This window comes from Providencia sp. PROV048 (genome assembly GCF_033688165.1).
In the GTDB taxonomy this organism is placed as follows: domain Bacteria; phylum Pseudomonadota; class Gammaproteobacteria; order Enterobacterales; family Enterobacteriaceae; genus Providencia; species Providencia hangzhouensis.
The window spans coordinates 2,546,249-2,566,279 of record NZ_CP096360.1; the positions used below are offsets into that span (position 1 = coordinate 2,546,249).

General features: G+C 40.2%; 18 protein-coding genes and 1 other annotated feature (1 of these 19 running past the window's edge). Of the genes, 5 read left to right on the forward strand and 13 right to left on the reverse strand.

The features are described from left to right. Positions 1 to 67, reverse strand: a sequence feature (Phe leader region) (it extends 63 nt beyond the left edge of the window). From pheM to fos, 10 genes are all read right to left on the reverse strand, one after another. Further along, positions 17 to 61 carry a pheST operon leader peptide PheM gene (gene pheM, locus M1F26_RS20005; protein ID WP_136134757.1) on the reverse strand — a complete coding sequence of 15 codons (45 nt, stop codon included), beginning with the start codon at positions 59 to 61 and terminating at the stop codon, positions 17 to 19. Its footprint overlaps the feature before it by 45 nt. Positions 68 to 156: 89 nt before the next feature. Continuing rightward, positions 157 to 513, reverse strand: coding sequence for a 50S ribosomal protein L20 (gene rplT, locus M1F26_RS11210; protein ID WP_004263714.1), 357 nt, complete (start codon positions 511 to 513; stop codon positions 157 to 159). A 46-nt stretch (positions 514 to 559) separates the two neighbouring features. After that, complete coding sequence (rpmI, locus tag M1F26_RS11215) at positions 560 to 757, reverse strand: 50S ribosomal protein L35 (RefSeq protein WP_004263702.1); 198 nt, start codon at positions 755 to 757, stop codon at positions 560 to 562. 95 nt (positions 758 to 852) lie between these two features. Further along, the gene (gene infC / locus M1F26_RS11220) at positions 853 to 1,392 is read right to left on the reverse strand and encodes a translation initiation factor IF-3 (protein ID WP_140170582.1); all 540 of its coding nucleotides are present in this window, start codon (positions 1,390 to 1,392) and stop codon (positions 853 to 855) included. Between the two features lie 346 nt (positions 1,393 to 1,738). Next, the gene (gene infC, locus M1F26_RS11225; RefSeq protein WP_071524538.1) at positions 1,739 to 2,278 is read right to left on the reverse strand and encodes a translation initiation factor IF-3; all 540 of its coding nucleotides are present in this window, start codon (positions 2,276 to 2,278) and stop codon (positions 1,739 to 1,741) included. A 3-nt stretch (positions 2,279 to 2,281) separates the two neighbouring features. After that, positions 2,282 to 4,210, reverse strand: coding sequence for a threonine--tRNA ligase (thrS, locus tag M1F26_RS11230; RefSeq protein ID WP_140170583.1), 1,929 nt, complete (start codon positions 4,208 to 4,210; stop codon positions 2,282 to 2,284). 256 nt (positions 4,211 to 4,466) lie between these two features. After that, on the reverse strand, positions 4,467 to 5,054 hold the full coding sequence (locus tag M1F26_RS11235; protein WP_140170584.1) for a hypothetical protein: 588 nt from the start codon (positions 5,052 to 5,054) through the stop codon (positions 4,467 to 4,469). 85 nt (positions 5,055 to 5,139) lie between these two features. Beyond that, positions 5,140 to 5,589 carry a methyltransferase family protein gene (locus tag M1F26_RS11240; protein WP_140170585.1) on the reverse strand — a complete coding sequence of 150 codons (450 nt, stop codon included), beginning with the start codon at positions 5,587 to 5,589 and terminating at the stop codon, positions 5,140 to 5,142. 103 nt (positions 5,590 to 5,692) lie between these two features. Continuing rightward, positions 5,693 to 6,091 carry a hypothetical protein gene (locus tag M1F26_RS11245; protein WP_140170586.1) on the reverse strand — a complete coding sequence of 133 codons (399 nt, stop codon included), beginning with the start codon at positions 6,089 to 6,091 and terminating at the stop codon, positions 5,693 to 5,695. Between the two features lie 103 nt (positions 6,092 to 6,194). Next, positions 6,195 to 6,608, reverse strand: coding sequence for a fosfomycin resistance glutathione transferase (gene fos, locus M1F26_RS11250; protein ID WP_004263671.1), 414 nt, complete (start codon positions 6,606 to 6,608; stop codon positions 6,195 to 6,197). A gap of 466 nt (positions 6,609 to 7,074) precedes the next feature. Here fos and M1F26_RS11255 point away from each other — a divergent pair, with 466 nt between their 5' ends. Further along, a complete protein-coding gene (locus M1F26_RS11255; RefSeq protein WP_004263665.1) occupies positions 7,075 to 7,779 on the forward strand; it encodes a MarC family NAAT transporter in 705 nt (234 codons plus the stop codon). Here M1F26_RS11255 and M1F26_RS11260 read toward each other — a convergent pair. Continuing rightward, positions 7,773 to 8,399, reverse strand: coding sequence for a transglycosylase SLT domain-containing protein (locus M1F26_RS11260; protein ID WP_233618327.1), 627 nt, complete (start codon positions 8,397 to 8,399; stop codon positions 7,773 to 7,775). The two genes, M1F26_RS11255 and M1F26_RS11260, sit on opposite strands and share 7 nt — an antisense overlap. 310 nt (positions 8,400 to 8,709) lie before the next feature. On the opposite strand from M1F26_RS11260, the gene M1F26_RS11265 reads away from it, so the two are divergent. From M1F26_RS11265 to M1F26_RS11280, 4 genes are read left to right on the forward strand one after another with little or no spacing between them, the layout of a single operon-like run. Then, entirely contained in the window at positions 8,710 to 9,621 is a 912-nt protein-coding gene (locus M1F26_RS11265; protein WP_140170588.1) for a metal ABC transporter substrate-binding protein, read from the forward strand. 1 nt (position 9,622) lies between these two features. Continuing rightward, entirely contained in the window at positions 9,623 to 10,513 is an 891-nt protein-coding gene (locus M1F26_RS11270; protein ID WP_109911242.1) for a manganese/iron ABC transporter ATP-binding protein, read from the forward strand. Further along, positions 10,510 to 11,400 (forward strand): metal ABC transporter permease, encoded by an 891-nt coding sequence (locus tag M1F26_RS11275; protein ID WP_140170589.1) that lies wholly within the window; start codon positions 10,510 to 10,512, stop codon positions 11,398 to 11,400. The genes M1F26_RS11270 and M1F26_RS11275 overlap by 4 nt, the downstream gene beginning before the upstream one ends. After that, a complete protein-coding gene (locus M1F26_RS11280; RefSeq protein ID WP_140170590.1) occupies positions 11,393 to 12,259 on the forward strand; it encodes a metal ABC transporter permease in 867 nt (288 codons plus the stop codon). The genes M1F26_RS11275 and M1F26_RS11280 overlap by 8 nt, the downstream gene beginning before the upstream one ends. Positions 12,260 to 12,362: 103 nt before the next feature. Here M1F26_RS11280 and M1F26_RS11285 read toward each other — a convergent pair whose 3' ends face one another. Next, the gene (locus M1F26_RS11285) at positions 12,363 to 13,715 is read right to left on the reverse strand and encodes a hypothetical protein (protein ID WP_140170591.1); all 1,353 of its coding nucleotides are present in this window, start codon (positions 13,713 to 13,715) and stop codon (positions 12,363 to 12,365) included. Next, a complete protein-coding gene (locus M1F26_RS11290) occupies positions 13,712 to 20,020 on the reverse strand; it encodes a protein kinase domain-containing protein (protein WP_140170592.1) in 6,309 nt (2,102 codons plus the stop codon). The genes M1F26_RS11285 and M1F26_RS11290 overlap by 4 nt, the downstream gene beginning before the upstream one ends. Positions 20,021 to 20,031 lie beyond the last annotated feature (11 nt).

Consider the following 20,031-nt stretch of genomic DNA (forward strand, 5'->3'; position numbering starts at 1 on the left):
AAAAAGCCCCCGGAATTCAGGTGCTAAAGTAAAAAAAGAAACGAAAAATCACAGAATGCATGTAGTAAACTCTCAATAACTAACTGTATCTAAAGTATTAACACAAATAGCTATAAATGAAAAGAGGAAGTTTCCTTCCTCTTTCCAAGCAAACAATTAAGCTAAAGCGCCTTTCGCTTTTTCAACTAAAGCAGTGAATGCTGCTTTATCGAAAACTGCGATGTCTGCTAAGATCTTACGGTCGATTTCAATTGAAGCTTTTTTCAAGCCATTGATGAAGCGGCTGTAAGACAGACCGTTCTGACGAGCCGCAGCGTTGATACGTGCGATCCACAGTTGACGGAACTGACGTTTACGTTGACGGCGGTCACGGTAAGCATATTGACCAGCTTTGATTACCGCTTGAAATGCTACGCGGTAAACACGTGAACGTGCACCATAGTAACCTTTCGCTTGCTTCAGAATTTTTTTGTGACGTGCACGGGCGATTACACCACGTTTTGCGCGAGCCATAAGCTATCTCCTATCGTCTTTATCTTATATTAACTAAATTGTTTACTTATGCGTAAGGCAGGCAAGCAACTACCAGACCCAGATCGCCCTTAGATACCATTCCTTTCGGACGTAAATGGCGTTTACGCTTAGTTGACTTTTTAGTCAGGATGTGACGAAGGTTTGCATGCTTACGCTTAAAGCCACCGCCTGCAGTTTTTTTAAAGCGCTTTGCTGCGCCACGTACAGTTTTAATCTTTGGCATTTCTTTTATTTCCAACTTCGCATTGTGATTAACTACGAATTAATTAGGCGAATAACATCTATATTGCTATAAACGAGTATTACTTGCAGGCCTAATTATTTCTTCTTCGGTGCCAGCACCATGATCATCTGACGCCCTTCAATTCTTGAAGGGAAAGACTCCACGGATGCTAGTTCTTCCAGATCAGCTTTGATACGGTTAAGCATTTCCAGACCGATCTGCTGGTGAGCCATTTCACGACCGCGAAAGCGCAGTGTAACTTTAGCTTTATCACCATCTTCCAGAAAGCGAGTCAGGTTGCGTAGTTTGACCTGATAATCACCTTCATCTGTAGCAGGGCGGAATTTAATTTCCTTCACCTGAACAACTTTTTGTTTCTTTTTTTGCTCTTTTTGAGATTTGCTCTTCTCATAAAGGAATTTGCCGTAATCCATGATACGACAAACTGGCGGTTCAGCATTTGGGCTGATTTCCACTAGGTCTACACCTGCTTCTTCAGCTTTTTCAAGCGCTTCGCGTGCGCTCATGATGCCTAACTGTTCACCGTCTAAACCCGTTAAACGGACCTCTGGAACACGAATTTCATCATTGATACGATTTGGACGTGTTGTTGGGATTCTTTTTCCGCCTTTAATACTTCATTCCTCCAATTGGATAAAGAGATTTGCTTCTCTCAAGCAAATACACTCGTCACTCAATAGTTACTACTTGACGCGTGTACGATATTCTTTGTTTGTCTTTATGCGCTATGCGCCGACAAAGTGATTCGACCGCGGATTTTAATGCTTCTTGCCGGATTACTCAAGTAAATCTTGCAATAAATCACACTGAACTGTTTGAAAACTTGGATTTTGAGGGAAATTTGTAGCATTGAAGCAATTATTTTTACTCATTAGATAAGACAAACAAAATAGAGAAGCAGCGCCCAAATGAGCGCTGCTAGACTCTAGCAATTACTTCGCTATAACCATACTGGCTTAATTATTTTTTCTTTGGTGCCAATACCATGATCATCTGGCGTCCTTCAATCCTTGATGGGAATGATTCTACTGATGCCAGTTCATCCAGATCGGTTTTGATGCGGTTAAGCACTTCTAAGCCAATCTGTTGGTGAGCCATTTCGCGACCACGAAAACGCAGTGTCACCTTAGCTTTGTCACCATCTTCCAAAAAGCGAATTAAACTACGTAGTTTAACTTGGTAGTCGCCTTCGTCAGTTCCCGGACGGAATTTAATTTCCTTCACTTGAACAACTTTTTGTTTTTTCTTTTGTTCTTTTTGAGATTTGCTTTTCTCATAAAGATATTTACCGTAGTCCATGATACGACAAACTGGTGGCTCAGCATTTGGGCTGATTTCGACTAAGTCGACACCTGCTTCTTCTGCTTTAAAGAGGGCTTCACGCACACTCATTACACCAAGTTGCTCACCGTCTAAACCAGTGACACGGATTTCTGTTGCGCGAATTTCATCGTTAATACGATTTGGGCGCGCCGTTGGGAGTTTTTTTCCGCCTTTAATACCTTATTCCTCCATCTGATTGAGTTGACGACTGCGGATCTCTTCAAGCAGTTTTGTCATGAATTCGTTGACATCAAGGCTGCCTAAGTCTTTACCACGACGGGTACGTACAGCAACTTTACCTGATTCAACTTCTTTATCACCACATACTAACATGTAAGGGACGCGACGCAGCGTGTGTTCACGGATCTTAAAGCCGATTTTCTCGTTACGTAAGTCCGCTTTCGCACGAATGCCAACACTTTGCAGCTTGCTTACTAATTCTTGAACATAATCTGCTTGGCTATCAGTAATGTTCATTACAACCACTTGCTGTGGTGCTAACCATGTTGGGAAAAAGCCTGCATACTCTTCTGTTAAGATACCAATGAAGCGTTCTAGTGAACCTAACACTGCACGGTGGATCATAACAGGAACGATACGTTCGTTATTTTCACCTACATAGGAAGCTGTTAAACGGCCCGGTAAGAAGAAGTCTAACTGGACAGTACCACATTGCCATGCACGGTCAAGGCAGTCGTACAGTGTAAACTCGATTTTCGGACCATAAAATGCGCCTTCACCTGGTTGGTATTCAAACTCAATACCTTTTGATTTCAGTGCATTCGCTAAGTCTTCTTCCGCCCGATCCCACATCTCGTCAGTACCGATACGTTTTTCAGGACGGGTTGATAGTTTTACGACAATCTTTTCGAAACCGAAAGTTGCGTAAACATCATAAATCATTTCAATACAGCTAGTTACTTCGCTTAAGATTTGCTCTTCAGTACAGAAGATATGTGCATCATCTTGAGTAAAGCCACGCACACGCATTAAGCCGTGCAGTGCACCTGATGGCTCATTACGGTGACAGCTACCAAACTCTGCCATACGTAATGGTAAGTCACGGTATGATTTCAAACCTTGGTTGAAAATCTGTACGTGACCTGGGCAGTTCATTGGTTTCACACAATATTCACGGTTTTCAGAAGAAGTCGTAAACATCGCGTCTTTATAGTTATCCCAGTGACCTGTTTTTTCCCACAGCACACGATCCATCATGAATGGGCCTTTAACTTCTTGATAGTTATAAGCTTTCAGTTTAGTGCGTACAAAGGTTTCCAGCTCACGGAAAATTGTCCAACCGTCATTATGCCAGAATGCCATACCCGGCGCTTCTTCTTGCATATGGTATAAATCTAATTGTTTACCAATTTTACGGTGGTCACGCTTAGCTGCTTCTTCTAAACGTAATAAATAGGCCGCTAATTGTTTTTTATCGGCCCATGCGGTGCCGTAAATACGTTGCAGCATTTTGTTATCGCTGTTACCACGCCAGTATGCGCCAGCCACTTTCTGTAATTTAAAATGGTGGCAAAAACGCATATTCGGTACGTGTGGACCACGACACATATCAACATATTCTTCATGATGATATAAACCAGGGCGGTCATCTTGGCTAATATTTTGATCTAAAATTTCAACTTTATAGTCTTCGCCACGGGTAACGAAAGTTTCACGAGCTTCGCTCCAAGAAACACGTTTTTTCACCACATCATAATCTGTTTTGGCAAGCTCAAGCATACGCTTTTCAAGCTTTTCCAAGTCTTCCTGCGTCAGCATATGGTCTAAATCGACATCATAGTAAAAACCATTATCGATAGTAGGGCCAATCGCCATTTTCGTGTTTGGCCATAGTTGTTTAATTGCATGACCTAACAGGTGAGCACAAGAGTGACGAATAATTTCGAGTCCGTCTTCATCTTTACTCGTAATAATGGATACGTTTGCATCATGTTCAATTATTTCACATGCATCGACACGTTCGCCATTAATTCGACCCGCAATACAGGCTTTAGCTAAACCTGCGCCGATATCACGAGCAACATCCATCACAGAAACGGGGTGGTCAAACTGACGCTGACTTCCATCAGGAAGAGTAATAACAGGCATTAAAAAATCCTTATCAGCAGTGGTGACCCACACGAAAGATCACTTGCTTGATTATTCCAAAGTTATAAATCAATACGTTACTAACGATTTCTCACTTCACAATGCAAGACATGTACACAAATATGGGCAATTTAAGTGCCCTATTTCGTTACATCGTGAGTAACTCAACTACTAATGATAACACAGACCTATTTTATGGTGATAGCGTAATGCCGCTAATTGTTCTTCTTCATATGAAAAATCAATACCTTCCCGATTAAATGGTGAATAAGTTATCCAATGCAGGAAATAGTTTCTCTTTTTGCTTGAAAAATACACGATACCAACGGGATCCACTAGGTGCGATTAACTCTTCACTGATTATCTTATTTTGTTGAAGAATAATAACCGATTGAATTGATTTCCATAAAGAGTAAATGATGTAGAAAGTAGCTATTAACGAGAGTAATAGTACATAAATATTATCTAATTTCTCTATTTGCCAAAATAAATAAATACAAAAGATAATTTGAATTAACGCCCGAATAATAAAGGCAATACTAAAGAATGACTTCGCATGCTGTATCGTTGCAAAACAGGGATTGAAGAGAGTTTGTCTTCTTTCTTGGACTGGAATACCATTCACATATACTATCCAATCAGAAGTATCGCTATTTTTTAAGACTATTCCTTTTTCCTTCATTCCATGAATTTTAAATGAAACAACAACAGCCCAAACAACCCCGATGGTAAATAAATAAAGTATAAAACCACTTACTGAAAAAAAAGCAAAAAATACACTGAACATTATAAAACATGCGAGTTTACTGGAGTATATCCAAAATGGCGCCACCTGATAGTTCATGATTATCCTTAATATGTTTTGCGTAAATTCTAAATTTGAAGTGTACAAAACAGATTAAATGATAAAGCGTCTCATTTCCATAAATCTATAACCAACGTCTCGTTTGCTTGCTATATTTTTCCCACTCATTCTTAAATGATGCAGATAAAAAACGTTCTTCCTGTGGGATCGTATATAAATCAGTAATCAGCCAAAATACTAACCCTGCGACCAAAAAATAAGGAGAATGTGAAAAGAAAGCTAAAGCCAAGCTCATTGATGTAAAAGCTAAATACATTGGATTACGTGAAAATCGGTAAGGCCCGTTAGTCACTAAATGCGTTGCCTTAACCGTAGGATTTGGTGATGTTTTATGTTTATAAAAGTAGTAAAGGCTTGTCGCGACCCAACTCACACTCTCCAGTGCAATTAATATACCTAAAATTCCCATCCAACCAGAAAACGTCCAGTCTAAAAGATCTTGCTTGGAAAGAAAATATACAGCGACCCCATTAGCGACTAACCAATTCAATAATGGCAATTTAAATATATTCATTGCGTTACCTGTAAGCCAAAATGATGCTATTAGCATACCATAAATGAATATATAAATTTGAGTGGAGGAACATATAGAGGAGTGATATTAACTACAAAAATAATTAGTTATTGGGAGTTAAGGAAAACACACTCTTTAAACCTTCTAATTTACTATATTCTTGCTGGCAAACTAAATTTCGTACATCACTGGGCATAGAATCAATTCTGGTTTGAATATTGGCAAGTTGTTCATCTAAACTATTCATTCCCTTTACATCAACAATGTCCTGATTCACTTTAAGATAATCAGTAAAACTTTGCAGGTTATCCTCTAGACTATTACAAATATCATTACTGGCTAAACTCTGCGGTAAAATAGCACTGAGCGATGTTGGTAAGACTTGGGATATATTCGGATAAATGCTTTGCCTCCACTGCTGAGGAAAAACGATTAGTAACATGGCGGCAGCCAAAACTAATAGCATCGACGCCCCGGCTAATGTCGCTATAAGTTTTTTCATTCTTTTTCCTATTACTCAAAATTAACTGAAAATAGGATAACCAACTCTGCGTAAAGCTATTTTTAAAACTAAAAATCCTTTGTAAAGAAATCCATAACTCTTTTTAATAAAATTTCATTTCTTCATACGGTTTTTCTTGGCAGCTCTTTAAGCGCTGTAATAAGCCGCCTACATGCAATTCTAATTTGTGGCCATCTGGATCAAGAAAGTAAAAAGAATCTCCTTCACTTTTATTTTCTTTCCAGACAATGACATTTGCTTGCATTAGCCTATCAACAACGATAAGAAAGTCTTTCGCATCAACGTTAAAGGCATAGTGTGTGTAATCCGTTTTTTCTGGGGACGAAAATTGGCGAGTTATATCTAATGATAAACATAACCATAAATCGCCACAGGAAATATAGGCGCCCTTTTTCCAACTCGCATGTAACTTCATACCAAGTAGTGATTGATAAAAACCAATACTTTTTTCTAAATCAGTTACAGCTAAAGTTAAATGGTTGATTCCGTTTAACATATTTTTTTACCCTTTACTTGTCTGTCACAGTGAATTCTTTTAATGAATTTACATAAATTATCAGTAAATAACATTGCAGCAGATATACTGTATCCCATATCAACTTAAAGACAACCTGTTACGAAATGCCCTTAACCTTTTTATCCCCCATAAAAAGGTTTTTTTTTGCCTTTAAAAATTGAATACTTTTACCACAATCACTCATCTTGCTGTTATTTAACAAATAAAATAAGTTATTCACAGATGAAAGCCATTGTTATCCACAATTAATGTGAACAACTCTTATTATCTACAAACTAATAAATGATAGTTAATATTAACTCTTACTCATCAGTATGCTAACCACCTCCTACCATAAAATATCTCACTAGATATAAATGCTAACCTACAGATCTATAAGAAATTTTGCTATCATTTGAGATAAGGTGTTTTATTCACATTAATCAGGAGCTTGAATCTAACTTCCATGACAAATTTTCTTGAGCTATTTCAAGCCGTTGGTATTGGTCTAGTACTGTTACTTCCTCTCGCCAACCCTTTAACTGCAATTGCAGTCATGTTAAGCATCTCTGCTAATATGACAAAAGAGCAGCGTGACCATCAATCGTTATTGGCCTCTATTTATGTATTCGCAATCATGACAATCGCTTTTTATGCAGGCCAATTAGTCATGAACACATTTGGAATATCAATACCAGGACTGCGAATTGCAGGCGGGCTAATTGTGGCATTTATTGGATTTGGCATGCTGTTTCCTAGCAGTGATGTTGGGGAAGACCCAACCGCCAATGCCCTTGATGATCCAAATGTCCCTAAAAAACGCCAAGAATCACCTAGCATTGCCTTTGTTCCTCTTGCTATGCCAAGTACCGCAGGCCCTGGTACTATTGCTATGATCATCAGCTCCACTGCATCATTACAAGGTAATGTTAGTTTTGCCCCATGGGTTTTAAAAGTCGCCCCCGTAATTACCTTTTTTATTGCAAGTCTCATCGTTTGGATTGGTTTAAGAGGCGCAACTTCTATTATGAGGTGGCTAGGAAATAGCGGTATTGATGCAATCGCACGGGTGATGGGATTTTTATTAATCTGTATGGGAGTGCAATTTGTAATCAACGGAATTGTTGAAATTGTCGCGCAACTCCCACACTTAATGCGTGAATATCAATAAGACATAGCTAATGCATTGTAAGCATTTTTAACTTTCCACAAATACCGTGGGGCTTGCGGTGCAGGATGTTTTGTTTGTACATGTTGATAAAATTCTTCCGGCGATAAGCTGTTAATCATTGCAATCGCCCTACCCTTATCATTATCAAATGTTCTTAATAACGCTCCAGCCCCGTTCACATAAGCGACAACAGTTGCATAATATAACGTCTGAGGGTGGCTTATTCCAGCAAGGTGCTGTTCCCTTAAAATACGAATATAGGCTGTGCCAATATCAATATTTTTTTGTGGATCTTTTAGGTCACGAGTACTCGGCTCCCCTGACTTCCCTTGGTAACGGTATGCGTCACGCCCCGCTGTCGAAGCTTTAATCTGCATCAAACCTATTGCGTTGGATTTACTGACAACTTCAGGCCTAAAATTGGATTCGACCTCAATAATAGCCCTAATTAAAGCTTCATCAACACTATAACGAACCGCAGAGTCACGAATAAATTCATCAAAAGGCGTTCTTGGAAATGTCGTATTTTGTGTGGCTATTGGCCCTGTAGGCTCTAACATTCGCTGTTTTGTTACAGGCCTATCTGGCTCACTTGAACAACCTGCTAGTAGCAGTAGCATAAAAGTACCGCCAATTATTTTTCTCACTGTCGAATCCTCTACGATGGAAGCCGATGGCAGAATAACTAATCCTAAGAAAAATAAAATAATTTTTACTTAACTTTTACTTCAGGACGTGTTTTAGTCATACAAATAGCCATGGGACTTAGAAGCCTATAATGACGAATAATGCTATTCCACACTTTTTGTATTTATTTTTCACAATTGATATTGATAATCATTATCAATTAGGATATAAAATATAATTGTTATAAACCTTAACAACTGTATGTTAAAAAACGCTAAACCAATAATGTCAGGGTCAACTTTTATGAAGAAGAACGTATCTCGATTATCTGCACCTTTACTAACCAGTATGTTTGCTTTGGTAGCAGTCATCTTTTTTAGCCAACCTGCTTTTGCTAAAAAGTTTAAAGTCGTAACCACTTTTACCATTATTCAAGATATCGCTCAAAATGTAGCTGGAGATGCAGCAATTGTCGAGTCTATAACGAAGCCTGGTGCGGAAATTCACGGTTATCAACCAACTCCTAAAGATATTATGAAAGCCTATGATGCAGATTTAATCTTATGGAATGGGATGAATTTGGAAGTTTGGTTCCAACGTTTCTTTGAAAATTTTAAAAATGTTCCTGCTGTCGTAGTCACTGAGGGCATTGAGCCAATGCCAATCCGTGAAGGTGAATATAAAGATAACCCAAATCCACATGCATGGATGTCTCCTGCCAATGCTAAAATTTATATTGAAAATATTCGTCAAGCTCTGGTCAAATATGATCCTGAAAATGCAGAAATATATAATGCCAATGCCAAAAAATATGCGCAGCAAATTGCTGAACTTGATGCCCCTTTACGTGAACGTTTAAATCGCATTCCAGAAAATGAACGTTGGTTAGTCTCAAGTGAAGGCGCATTTAGCTATTTAACGAAAGATTACGGCTTTAAAGAGGTGTATTTGTGGCCAATCAATGCGGAAGAGCAAGGCTCTCCTCAACAAGTGAAAAAAGTGATTGATACTGTCCGTAAGTACAACATCCCCGTGGTATTCAGTGAAAGTACCATTTCTGATAAACCTGCTCGCCAAGTCAGTAAAGAAACCGGGGCAAAATACGGTGGCGTGTTATATGTTGACTCATTATCAACTGCCGATGGCCCAGTACCAACATATATAGACCTTTTAAATACGACTGTAGACACGATAGCGAAAGGATTTTCACAGTAATATGAACCACTCAAGTCAATTCGAACACCCGAATCTTATCGTCGATGATGCGACTGTGACATATAATAACGGTCACACCGCTATCTATGACGCAAGCTTTACTATCTCAGGTGGCTCTATTTGTGCCTTAGTTGGCGTAAATGGTAGTGGCAAGTCAACGTTATTTAAAACCATTATGGGGCTTGTCACCCCATCTTCTGGCAGTGTGACATTAAATGATCAGCCGATAAAAACCGCGCTTAAAGAAAATGTGATTGCATACGTCCCACAAACAGAAGAAGTTGACTGGAATTTCCCCGTTCTCGTTTCTGATGTTGTGATGATGGGCCGTTACGGCAAAATGGGGTTTTTCCGCATCCCTAAACAAGCCGATAAAGATGCTGTCAAAATGGCATTAGAACGGGTTGACCTTGCAGGGCTTGAACATCGCCAAATAGGCGAGCTTTCAGGTGGTCAGAAAAAACGGGTTTTTTTAGCGCGAGCGCTCGCACAAGAAGGTAAAGTTTTACTCCTTGATGAACCCTTTACTGGGGTTGATGTTAAAACTGAAAATGCCATTATTGACTTACTGCGTAGTTTGCGTGACGAAGGCCATCTAATCCTCGTTTCAACTCATAACTTGGGTAGTGTGCCTGAGTTTTGCGACCACGTTATCTTAATCAATCGCACTGTTTTAGCGAGTGGACCTACAGAAACAACATTTACGCAACGAAACCTGCAGCAAGCTTTCGGCGGCGTATTGCGTCATATTAACCTGTCAGGTCAAGAGCTTCATGACGATGATGACCCTCGCTCTGTCACCGTCATTACCGATGATGAAAGAGCGGCTGTATTCTATGGTCATGACCATGATGCCCCCGTTCGAAAAAACCAAGCTAAGGGTTCCGAATGATTGAGATGTTATTACAGCCCTTTGAATATGATTTTATGATAAAAGCCATTTGGGTCAGCGCCATTGTTGGTGCTGTCTGTGCGTTTTTATCGGCGTATTTGATGTTGAAAGGCTGGTCATTAATGGGAGATGCGCTCTCCCACTCTGTTGTTCCTGGGGTAGCTGGTGCTTATGCTTTAGGTTTACCCTATGCGGCTGGCGCCTTTTTTACTGGGATCCTCGCGGCACTAGCCATGACATTAATAAAGCATCTAACTCGTTTACGTGAAGATGCTGTCATTGGCTTTATTTTCTCTACTTTTTTTGCTGCTGGTTTGTTGATTGTTTCATTGAACCCAACATCTGTGAATGTACAAAGTATTATTTTTGGTAATATTTTAGGTATTGCGGATTCTGACGTATTACAAGTAGAAATTATTATTGGCGTTTCATTCATTGTACTGCTGTGCTTATGGAAAGATTTATTAGCCGTTTTTTTCGATGAAAGCCACGCTCGTTCAATTGGCTTGAACCCATTACGCCTAAAAATTATTTTCTTTACATTATTAAGTGCTTGTACTGTTGCTGCCTTACAAACAGTTGGCGCAATCCTTGTTATCGCAATGGTCGTCACTCCGGGGGCAACCGCTTATTTATTGACCGACCAATTTAAGCGTTTACTCATTATTTCAGTCACAATTGGCACCGTAACCAGTGCTGTTGGTGCGTATATCAGTTATTTCCTCAACGGTGCTACAGGTGGGTTAATTGTTACACTACAAACTATTATTTTCCTGTTGGCATTTTTCTTTGCACCTAAGCACGGTATTTTGGCCTCAAAACGTAATGCAAAAAAGGAAGTAGCTCGGCTGCATCAGTCACACCGACAAGGAGCATCTCATGAGTGATTTCATTGACTTATTGATGGCTCCGTTTGCATTTCCTTTTATGCAAAAAGCATTGATTACCGCAATTGTCAGTGGGACGGTATGCGCTATCCTTTCTTGCTTTTTAGTATTGAAAGGTTGGTCATTGATGGGCGATGCAATCTCCCATGCCGTTCTACCGGGGATCATTATTGCTTCTTTACTCGGTATCCCATTAGCGATAGGGGCTTTCGCATCTGGCTTATTCTGCGCTGTCGCAACAGGGTATTTAAAAGAAAATAGTCGGATAAAAGAAGATACCGTCATGGGAATTGTATTTTCTGGGATGTTTGCTATCGGTTTAGTGATGTTCGCTAAAATCGATACAGAGCAACACCTAACACATATTCTTTTCGGTGATATATTAGGGATAACCGATAGCGAATTTAAACAGATTTTACTGTTTGCTGGAATCACTATCGCAATTATTTTACTGAAACGTAAAGATTTTATGCTCTATTGTTTTGACCCAAACCAAGCCCGTGTGATTGGCCTCCCCGTCAAGCTGATACATTATGGTTTACTGTCTTTACTTGCATTAACCATTGTCGCTTCACTGCAAGCGGTTGGGATCATTTTAGTTATTGCCATGCTGATCTCCCCGGGAATTATTGCATTTGTCCTATGCCGGAGCTTCGGCAAAATGCTCGTCGTCGCTATCATCGCTTCTGTAACATCAAGTGTTATTGGAACCATCTTGAGTTTTCACATTAATGCGACGACTGGGCCAACCATTGTTGTTACGCAGGCAGTTTATTTTGTGATAGCCCTGCTCTATAGCAAGCTAGTACTAGCACGCAAAAGAAGTCAAACTAACCCACAAAGTATACATACCGCATAATAAATGGCAGATATAACAAAAAAGCTGAATTCACGCATAATGAATTCAGCTTTTTTATTTTAAATAATGCCCTAATATGTGACTAAATCTTCTTTAGTGATACCTATTTACTGCGTGTTTTGAGGTGGTTTACAGCAATATTATGACGTTGATCTTCAGATTGAGTTTCATACACCTTCATTTCCCCTCTTCCCGCTGGTAACGCCTGCTCAACAACAAGTTCCGCATCTGTCTGAGCAATAATATCTTGTAATTGTTGATGTTGATTACACCAAATTGCATCAACATCCTGGTCTCGTGAATTATCCCGCCTTGCAGAAAAAGCCACTGTACGCGCTTGAAAACGCGCTTGTTTTCCACCTAATTCTAGTCCATACCCCGGCGTTGCAGGGTGTGTGACGACCACTTTGCCATCATCCAGCCATGCTTTAACATCAGTATCTTGAACTTGATAACCGAGTTTTCCTAACCCTTCTAATACCGTTTTCCTTTGTGCAGTGGCAACAACCTGTCGTTCTGCAGTACTTACGGCATTATTCAGCTTATCTATCCATGCAGTTAACACTTCTATCGAGCTTGATTGTATACTCGCTAGCGCATTCGAAATCATGGCTTCATTTTCATTACTCGCAAAAATAGCCAATTCATCACAAAGTTGTTCAATTTTATCGATAAGTTCAATTCGTTGCTGACTTAACTTCAATTGTTCTGCCAATGTCATGATCAATGAATCGGCACGTAAATGGCGCTGTGTGCCTTCTTTAAATTCTTGAAGCTCAACCAGTTGTTGTTCCGCACGCTGAGCTTCATTAGAAGAAGCGATTAATTTCAGTTTTTCAATCATCAATAGTAGCTGTTCACGTTGCTTGGCAAACGGCGTTTGAGGTAAGCCTGATTGCCAAAATTGCTTCACGCCTTCAGATTGTGCTTTTAGCTGGCTCAATAATGCCGCTGCCGATGGTGTTAGTGAAGTTGATTGTGAACTCAATAAAGCTAATACTTTAAAAATTAATTTATTAGATTGGTTTTCATCCAGTTCACTAGCCGAAATTAATTGCGTAAGAAGTTCGGTCTCATTTGGCAGTTTTTCATGTACCAGTGCGATTAATTCAGCCAAATTATGTTCTCTGTACTTTTTTGTTCGGGCTAATAACGCTTGTTTTTCAATTTGTTGCTCACGAACTTCCTGTACTTCGTTATTCAGTGTCCCAGTAAACTCAACCAATTGGTTATTTAATAAACTTAAATTGTGTGCTGACAATGTGGCAACCTGTGCCTCATTTTCCATTAACTGCTGGTATGCTTGTTTGATTTGTGCAATACGCGGCTGATGATATTGGCTGCGGTTTGCCAATGCATTCCACTGTTTAAATCGACGTTTAACTACCGCAAGCTGACGCCGACACTGAATTTCATTCATTTCCCTAACAGTTATACGATGAACCGATGAACTCATAACGCACCTTCTTGCGGATTTTGACTCTCTATTTGAGAGAGGGATGAGGTTAATAAAGCCTGAGAAATGGCATCGTGTAGTTGTTGCTGTGCCAAATCGCGATTTTGATACCATTCGATAATAGAAACCCGGTAACGCGCTGGTATCACTCGTGCCAGAACAGCACTGCGCCATAGCTCTCTAGAACGAGCTGTTTTCAATAGTGGGTGTGATGGTATGTCGCATTCAATACCGATGAGCAAACGGCCACTGGTTCGGTCCTCAACAATGCCATCAAAATGGAATACCCCATTTTGGCTTGCTGTGGTCACCTGCCAGCCACTTTGTCGAATAAAACTCATTACCGAATCGACAAAGGCATTTTGCGGGAGCGTTTCGTTATCAACCGCTGACTGTGTATGACACATGCGACTAAGTAATTTTTTATTTTCTTTTTGCATTAATGGATTACACGCATTTAGCGCATAAGCCAGATAACCTTGTAAATAATCTCTTGGAATTTCCGGTTTGCGGTAAGTGGCTAATAAATCAGAAATTTCATCTATTGGCATTGATGACATTATTACGACTTGCTGACGAGCACGAGTGATGGCGACATTTAAACGCCGTTCACCACCGGTTTGCCCTAATACCCCGAAGTTACGCCTGAATGTCCCCTGTGCATTGCGACCAAATGTGGTAGAAAATAAAATCACATCGCGTTCATCGCCTTGCACATTTTCCACATTTTTCACAAAAAATGACATATCTTCGTCATTGTGAGTGCGTTGGTTTTCCTGCGTATACGCCTGAAGAAAATCTTCATCCTGTGCTGCACGTAATTGAATTATTTGATTAATTAATGTTGCTTGCTTTTGGTTAAACGTGACTACCCCCACAGAGGGTCGTTGTTCGAAAGGCCGTTGCCACATTGAAGCTAAATGATCCACGATAGCGACTGCTTCAGCTTCATTGCTTTGGTTAACATATGTACCATTGACTTGAATAAGCTGTAATGGCTTAATTTTACTGACCATTTTAGAAGAAAACTGCGCTGGAATATTAAGCCTATTTTCATAGAAAGCAAAATTGGAGAAATTAATCAGCTCTCGATAAGCAGAACGGTAATGAATATCCAATGTATGAATAGGCAATACTGTACGTGCTAAATGTAATAAATCAGGGCAATCACTAATTTGCCGGTAATCCCATTGCTCTCCTGCCAATTCTTGTTGGTCATCGTCTTCTTCATCAATATCGTCTTCAATTTGCTTACCTGTGAAAAATTTTGAAGGTGGCATTTGCTTTTCATCGCCACTAACAATGGCCTGTTTGGCTCTAAATAAAGTCGATAAGGCAAATTCAATCGGCATCTGTGAAGCTTCATCATAAATCACACTGTCAAACATGGCACCTTCAAGAGGGAGCACCTGGCTCGCTACATCGGGTGTCATCAACCAAACCGGCCGTAGTTGCATTAACCCAATATCTCGACCTTCTTGTATAAATTCCCTTAAACGTCGCGCTCTTGGCCCTGCTAAACGAGTAATTTCTTCCCATTCTCGGCGGTTCCCTAACGTTTTGATATCTATATTGGCCGTCAATGCCAGTTTATTGAATTGTTGTAATTGTTTTTGAGCATTTTCTAATTCAGCTAGGTCTGACATCAGCTGGCCGTGATTAGTACTTAATGCAGGCAATATTGCCAGCAATTGAGCTTTAGTAAACAGACAGAAATAATAGTTAATTGTTTGAATTAATTGATCTCTCCATTGTGTTGTGCCCCCTTCAGTTGCGATAAGTTGTCCAATAGCCGGTTTTAATAGCGTTAAGATCCCCCAATGCTGCTCGGTAAAATGTTGTGTTTCTTCCCGAAACGATTGGTAACGCTGTAAATTTTCTTTCTGTTGCGCTATCAGCACCAGTTCAGTCGTATATGACTCACCGTTTACGATGGCCATCTTAAACCGTTCAACGGTTTCTGATGAAAATACGCTATCTAGCCGACTTAATTGGTTTAAGCTTTCCGTTTTTGCACGTAACTTAGCTATTGCCGCCCTGACTTCATGACATTGATGGATAAACCCGGCTTTTTGTTGCTGAGTAATCGCGTCTATAAAATGCAAAGGTTCAGGGTACTGAGTGAGAAGCTCAGCCATATCTGCCACTCGTTTTAATTGCATGACCAACGGTTGCAATGTGCTACGCCACTGGTGGTTTGGCTGAAGCTCAAGACCAAGCTGTTGATATAATGGTTGTAATTCCCTTTCAAGTAAACGCCATTGTTGTTCAACGGCAATGGTATTAAGCACTGACGTCTGTTTTTCAGTCTTAGGCGCTAAGCCACTAGCCGCCATAAATGACTGCAATTGGTTTTGCCGACGGTAGTAATACGGGTTCAAGAAACGTAACCATGACCTTTGCATTGTTTCCATCAATGCTCGCGATAATTGGGCAAGATGGTCATTATCAATCCCCCTAAACACAGGGAATAATAACGGGTCGATATTTTCTTCATTAATCGATAATAAACGCTGATACAACAGCTCAAGTTGGTTAATAACTAAATTTCCCGTTTCACTGCTAAATAGCGTTAACCAACGGGAGAAATCCTGCCATTGTTCAGCCGTTAATTGGTTAAATTGTGCTTCATGCTGTGATAACCATTGCTCATGAGTCGATAATTGAGTCAACGTAATTTGCTGATATGGCGTTTTATAAGCTTCATCACGTAGCTTTTCAGTATCGATCAATCCCATAATAGATTGATTAAACAATAAGTATTGAGGGTCATTCACCGTAAACTGCGATAAGGCTTTTAGTGCATTATTTTCATAATCCAATTGCCACCAAGTATACGCATGTGACTTCAAATCATCCGTTAGTTGCTCAATCGTATGGCTATCAAATTGTGCTAATAAAGGCTTAATGTGCTGTTCATCAATATCAAAATGAGGAAGCTTTTCAAGTTCAATCAATTGGCTTAATACTTGTTTATAAGAAACTTGAAACTTTTCGTCGATATTATTGAGCGAGTGAAAATACCTATCTATTTTTTGTTCAAATAGCTGAACGCGATTTACAAGATGAATTCTCTCTCCCTGCCAATCAAGCTCAACGAACTGGCTTTTTTCTTGTCCCCAAAGTTGCTCAATTTGTTCTCTCACCGCCAAAATAATCTCACGGCCTTTTTGGCTTTGGCTGATATATAGTGCTCTATCCCCTAATCCATTAGCAATCAAACGCTTATAGACTACTTCTAGTGCAGCAGGTTTTTGACACACCACTAAAACGGTTTGCTGACGCCCTATCGCATCTGCAATCAAACTCACGATGGTTTGGCTTTTCCCTGTTCCTGGCGGCCCCTCAATCAGCAGCCCCGTGTTAGCTTGTGCAGCTTGAACAACTTGTTCTTGTGATGGGTCTGCCAATGACAATGCATACTGATTAAGTAAATTATCTGGCTGTGTTTCACTCGTGCTATTGAGCGGTGAGACTTTTAGCATTGTCGCTAAGGCTGTTTGGGAAATAGGTAGCCCAGCAATTTGCTGTAAATCGCTACTCACCGCCTGTCCAATAAACGAGGTATGGAAGAGTACCGCTGAACAACAGATTTGTGCACTATTCTCTGCAATTGGAGTAGTGATCGACGGAAGTGGCGCGAGTTCTGTACCTTGTATCGGTAATAAAGACGTAAGTGTCTCCATCATATCTTCAATGGCTAAACCTGCTTTAGATAATAAATTATCTAATATTGTTTGCCACTCACTCACCGGAGGTATACCCGCAAAGCTTGCCAGTGCTGGATTTAAGCGTATTGCCGCCCTCTCATGATCAAAACTAAGCTGTATAGGGCTGTTTTGAGCTAAAGAAGTCCGTAATGAAACGGGCCATAAAAATAAAGGTGCAATTCGTGGTTTAATTTGATTCGGCTGTGTGTGCAATAATAAGAATGGGAAACCAAGGTACATGCCATCAATACCTGTATCCCGTTGATATAACTGCGTATCTGATTGTAGGATCCGTAATCGGCCATTGACGCCTTTATGCTGTAATAGCAAATCACTATCAATGGTAACCGTGCTTTTTTTGCGGTTCAATAAATGTTCAAGTAATGCACTTGCAGGGCGAACGGGGCTATCGCATTCCATTAAATCGACTCGCCCAGTATTTTGCGTTAAACGCATACGTACCAGGTTTCCACGTTGTGTCACTGACGTGAGCTTTTGTGTAAAAAACCTTAGAACTTCAAGAACATATTTTTGTGATTCGGGTACTTGCCAGTGTTCGAATGGAATAGCCAGCAATACGAGGATTTTGACTAACGGCAAGCGACGCATTAATAAAAAGTCATCAACCCAACCATCTAATTCAGGGATCCCTATACGTTTGAAATCACTGACTCGGTGGCTAATGAGCTGGTATAGTTCCCCTCTTGGTAACAAAAGTTGGTTTTTGGCTATTTCGCTATCAAAATTGTGGATATCATTGTGTTTTGCTAATTCAAAAGATTGCTCGACTAATGTAGTCAGTGAAACAAATTGCCCAATATCGGCACTTAGCAATAAAAGATAATCAATTTCTTGCAGATTTTGTCTATCTAATAAGGTTTGTAGGCTTTCATTATGTGAGTCAGGAAATTGGCTATGCAGTAATTCCCAACGCGCAGCGAGCTGGCTTATTGACGTGATTAACAAATACAGTTTCAAGCTTTCTTCATTGAGTAATATATTCAACTGTTCAGCACGTTGACGTACTAAACATTGGCGGTGGTAGAGCTGCACTAACCAATGTTGTGGGTCGATATTCTGAATATGTTGAGTTAATGGCTCACTAATTAATGCGTAAGCAAGAATAGGCTGTTCTAATAACCAAGCTGGTGTGATGATTTCACCACGGTAAATAAATGGCATATTCGGGTTTAGGATTTTTAAAGCTAAAGTGAGTTTAATATCTTGATTAATTTCACTTTGCAAGGCTCCACCTAGCGTTTTTGGACTATCTAAAAAAGCCTGAAGTTGTTTGAGTTGTTCCTGACTATTATCAAACTTTGCTAACCACGATGTTAATTCCCCGCGTAGCAAAAATTGGACTGCACCATCCCAATGAGCTTGTTCACCAGCAACCATGGCAAAAGTATCTGGCTGAGAAAATTGCTGACCTGCAAACTGGACTTGATGGTATTGAGTTGGCGAGCCTGCTATCGCACTTTGCGGTGCTTGGACCGCTTTCCCCTCTAGCCATGCTAACACCTGCGGCCATTGCCAACGTAAAAAACGATCCCGGCACAATAACCCGCGCAATAATAGTTGTAAGTTGGGGTCTAAATCATCAGGAAAATCAACGCCATTAGTCATGACTTGGATTAAGAACGCATTATCATGAACTTGAGCAAAACACTGCCCTTGGGTCAGTTGTTCTAATAAAATAACCCCAAGACTCCACCAGTCTGATGCGGCGCTCACACCGCCTGCTAAGGTTTCTGGTGCGCTATAACGGGAAATATCTAAGGGTGTTACGATATCAAGGTCAAATTCAGACAAACTCGCAGAGCCATATTCAATTACCACAATATCTAAAGGCTCACGGCTGCGGATCAATAAATTAGCGGGACATAGATTGCGATGACGTAAGCCATGCTCAGTAAATGCCGCTATCGCTTGCCCCATTTCTTCAACCAATTTGGGAATTTCATGTAACTGCCAAAATTCCCCTTGCTGAATAAATTGGCTCAATGAGCCACCTTCCAAGAATTCAGTCACATGCCAAGCGCGGTTTTCCCAGCGTCCCGTTTCATAAAACTCAGGCACATGGTCTGTTGGGATCAATTGAAGTACTTGATAAATCGTAGGATCAGGTTCTTCACCTTTTTGATATAAGGTAAGCACACCATTTTTGTCATTTTCAATATGTGTGACTAAATAACGTTCCCGTGGGCTATCGTTTTGGTTAATACGTCGTTCAAGCCGCCAATTACCAATCAGTCGTTGAGATTGCTCCTCAATATTGCTTAGTTCAAGAGCTGCATCCGCTCCACACTCAAGGCAGATAAAATCCCCCTCATCCATGGAATGCCCATTCACACAAACTCTTTGCTCAATAATTTGGTTATTTTGATTATTCTCATCAATACTGAGTTTTGGGCTCTCCATCGAGGTATTGTGCTCATCAATGGGGCGCCAACCCGTTTCATGAATAGCTTCAAGGGTTAAATCCCAACCACAAAACTGATTATCTCCTTGTGGTGTTTTAATTTGCCCAGCACAAAAAATTTCAGTTAACGGTCGCTCTGTTTGGCAATGTGGGCAAAAACGTATCATGGTCATCCATTCATCCA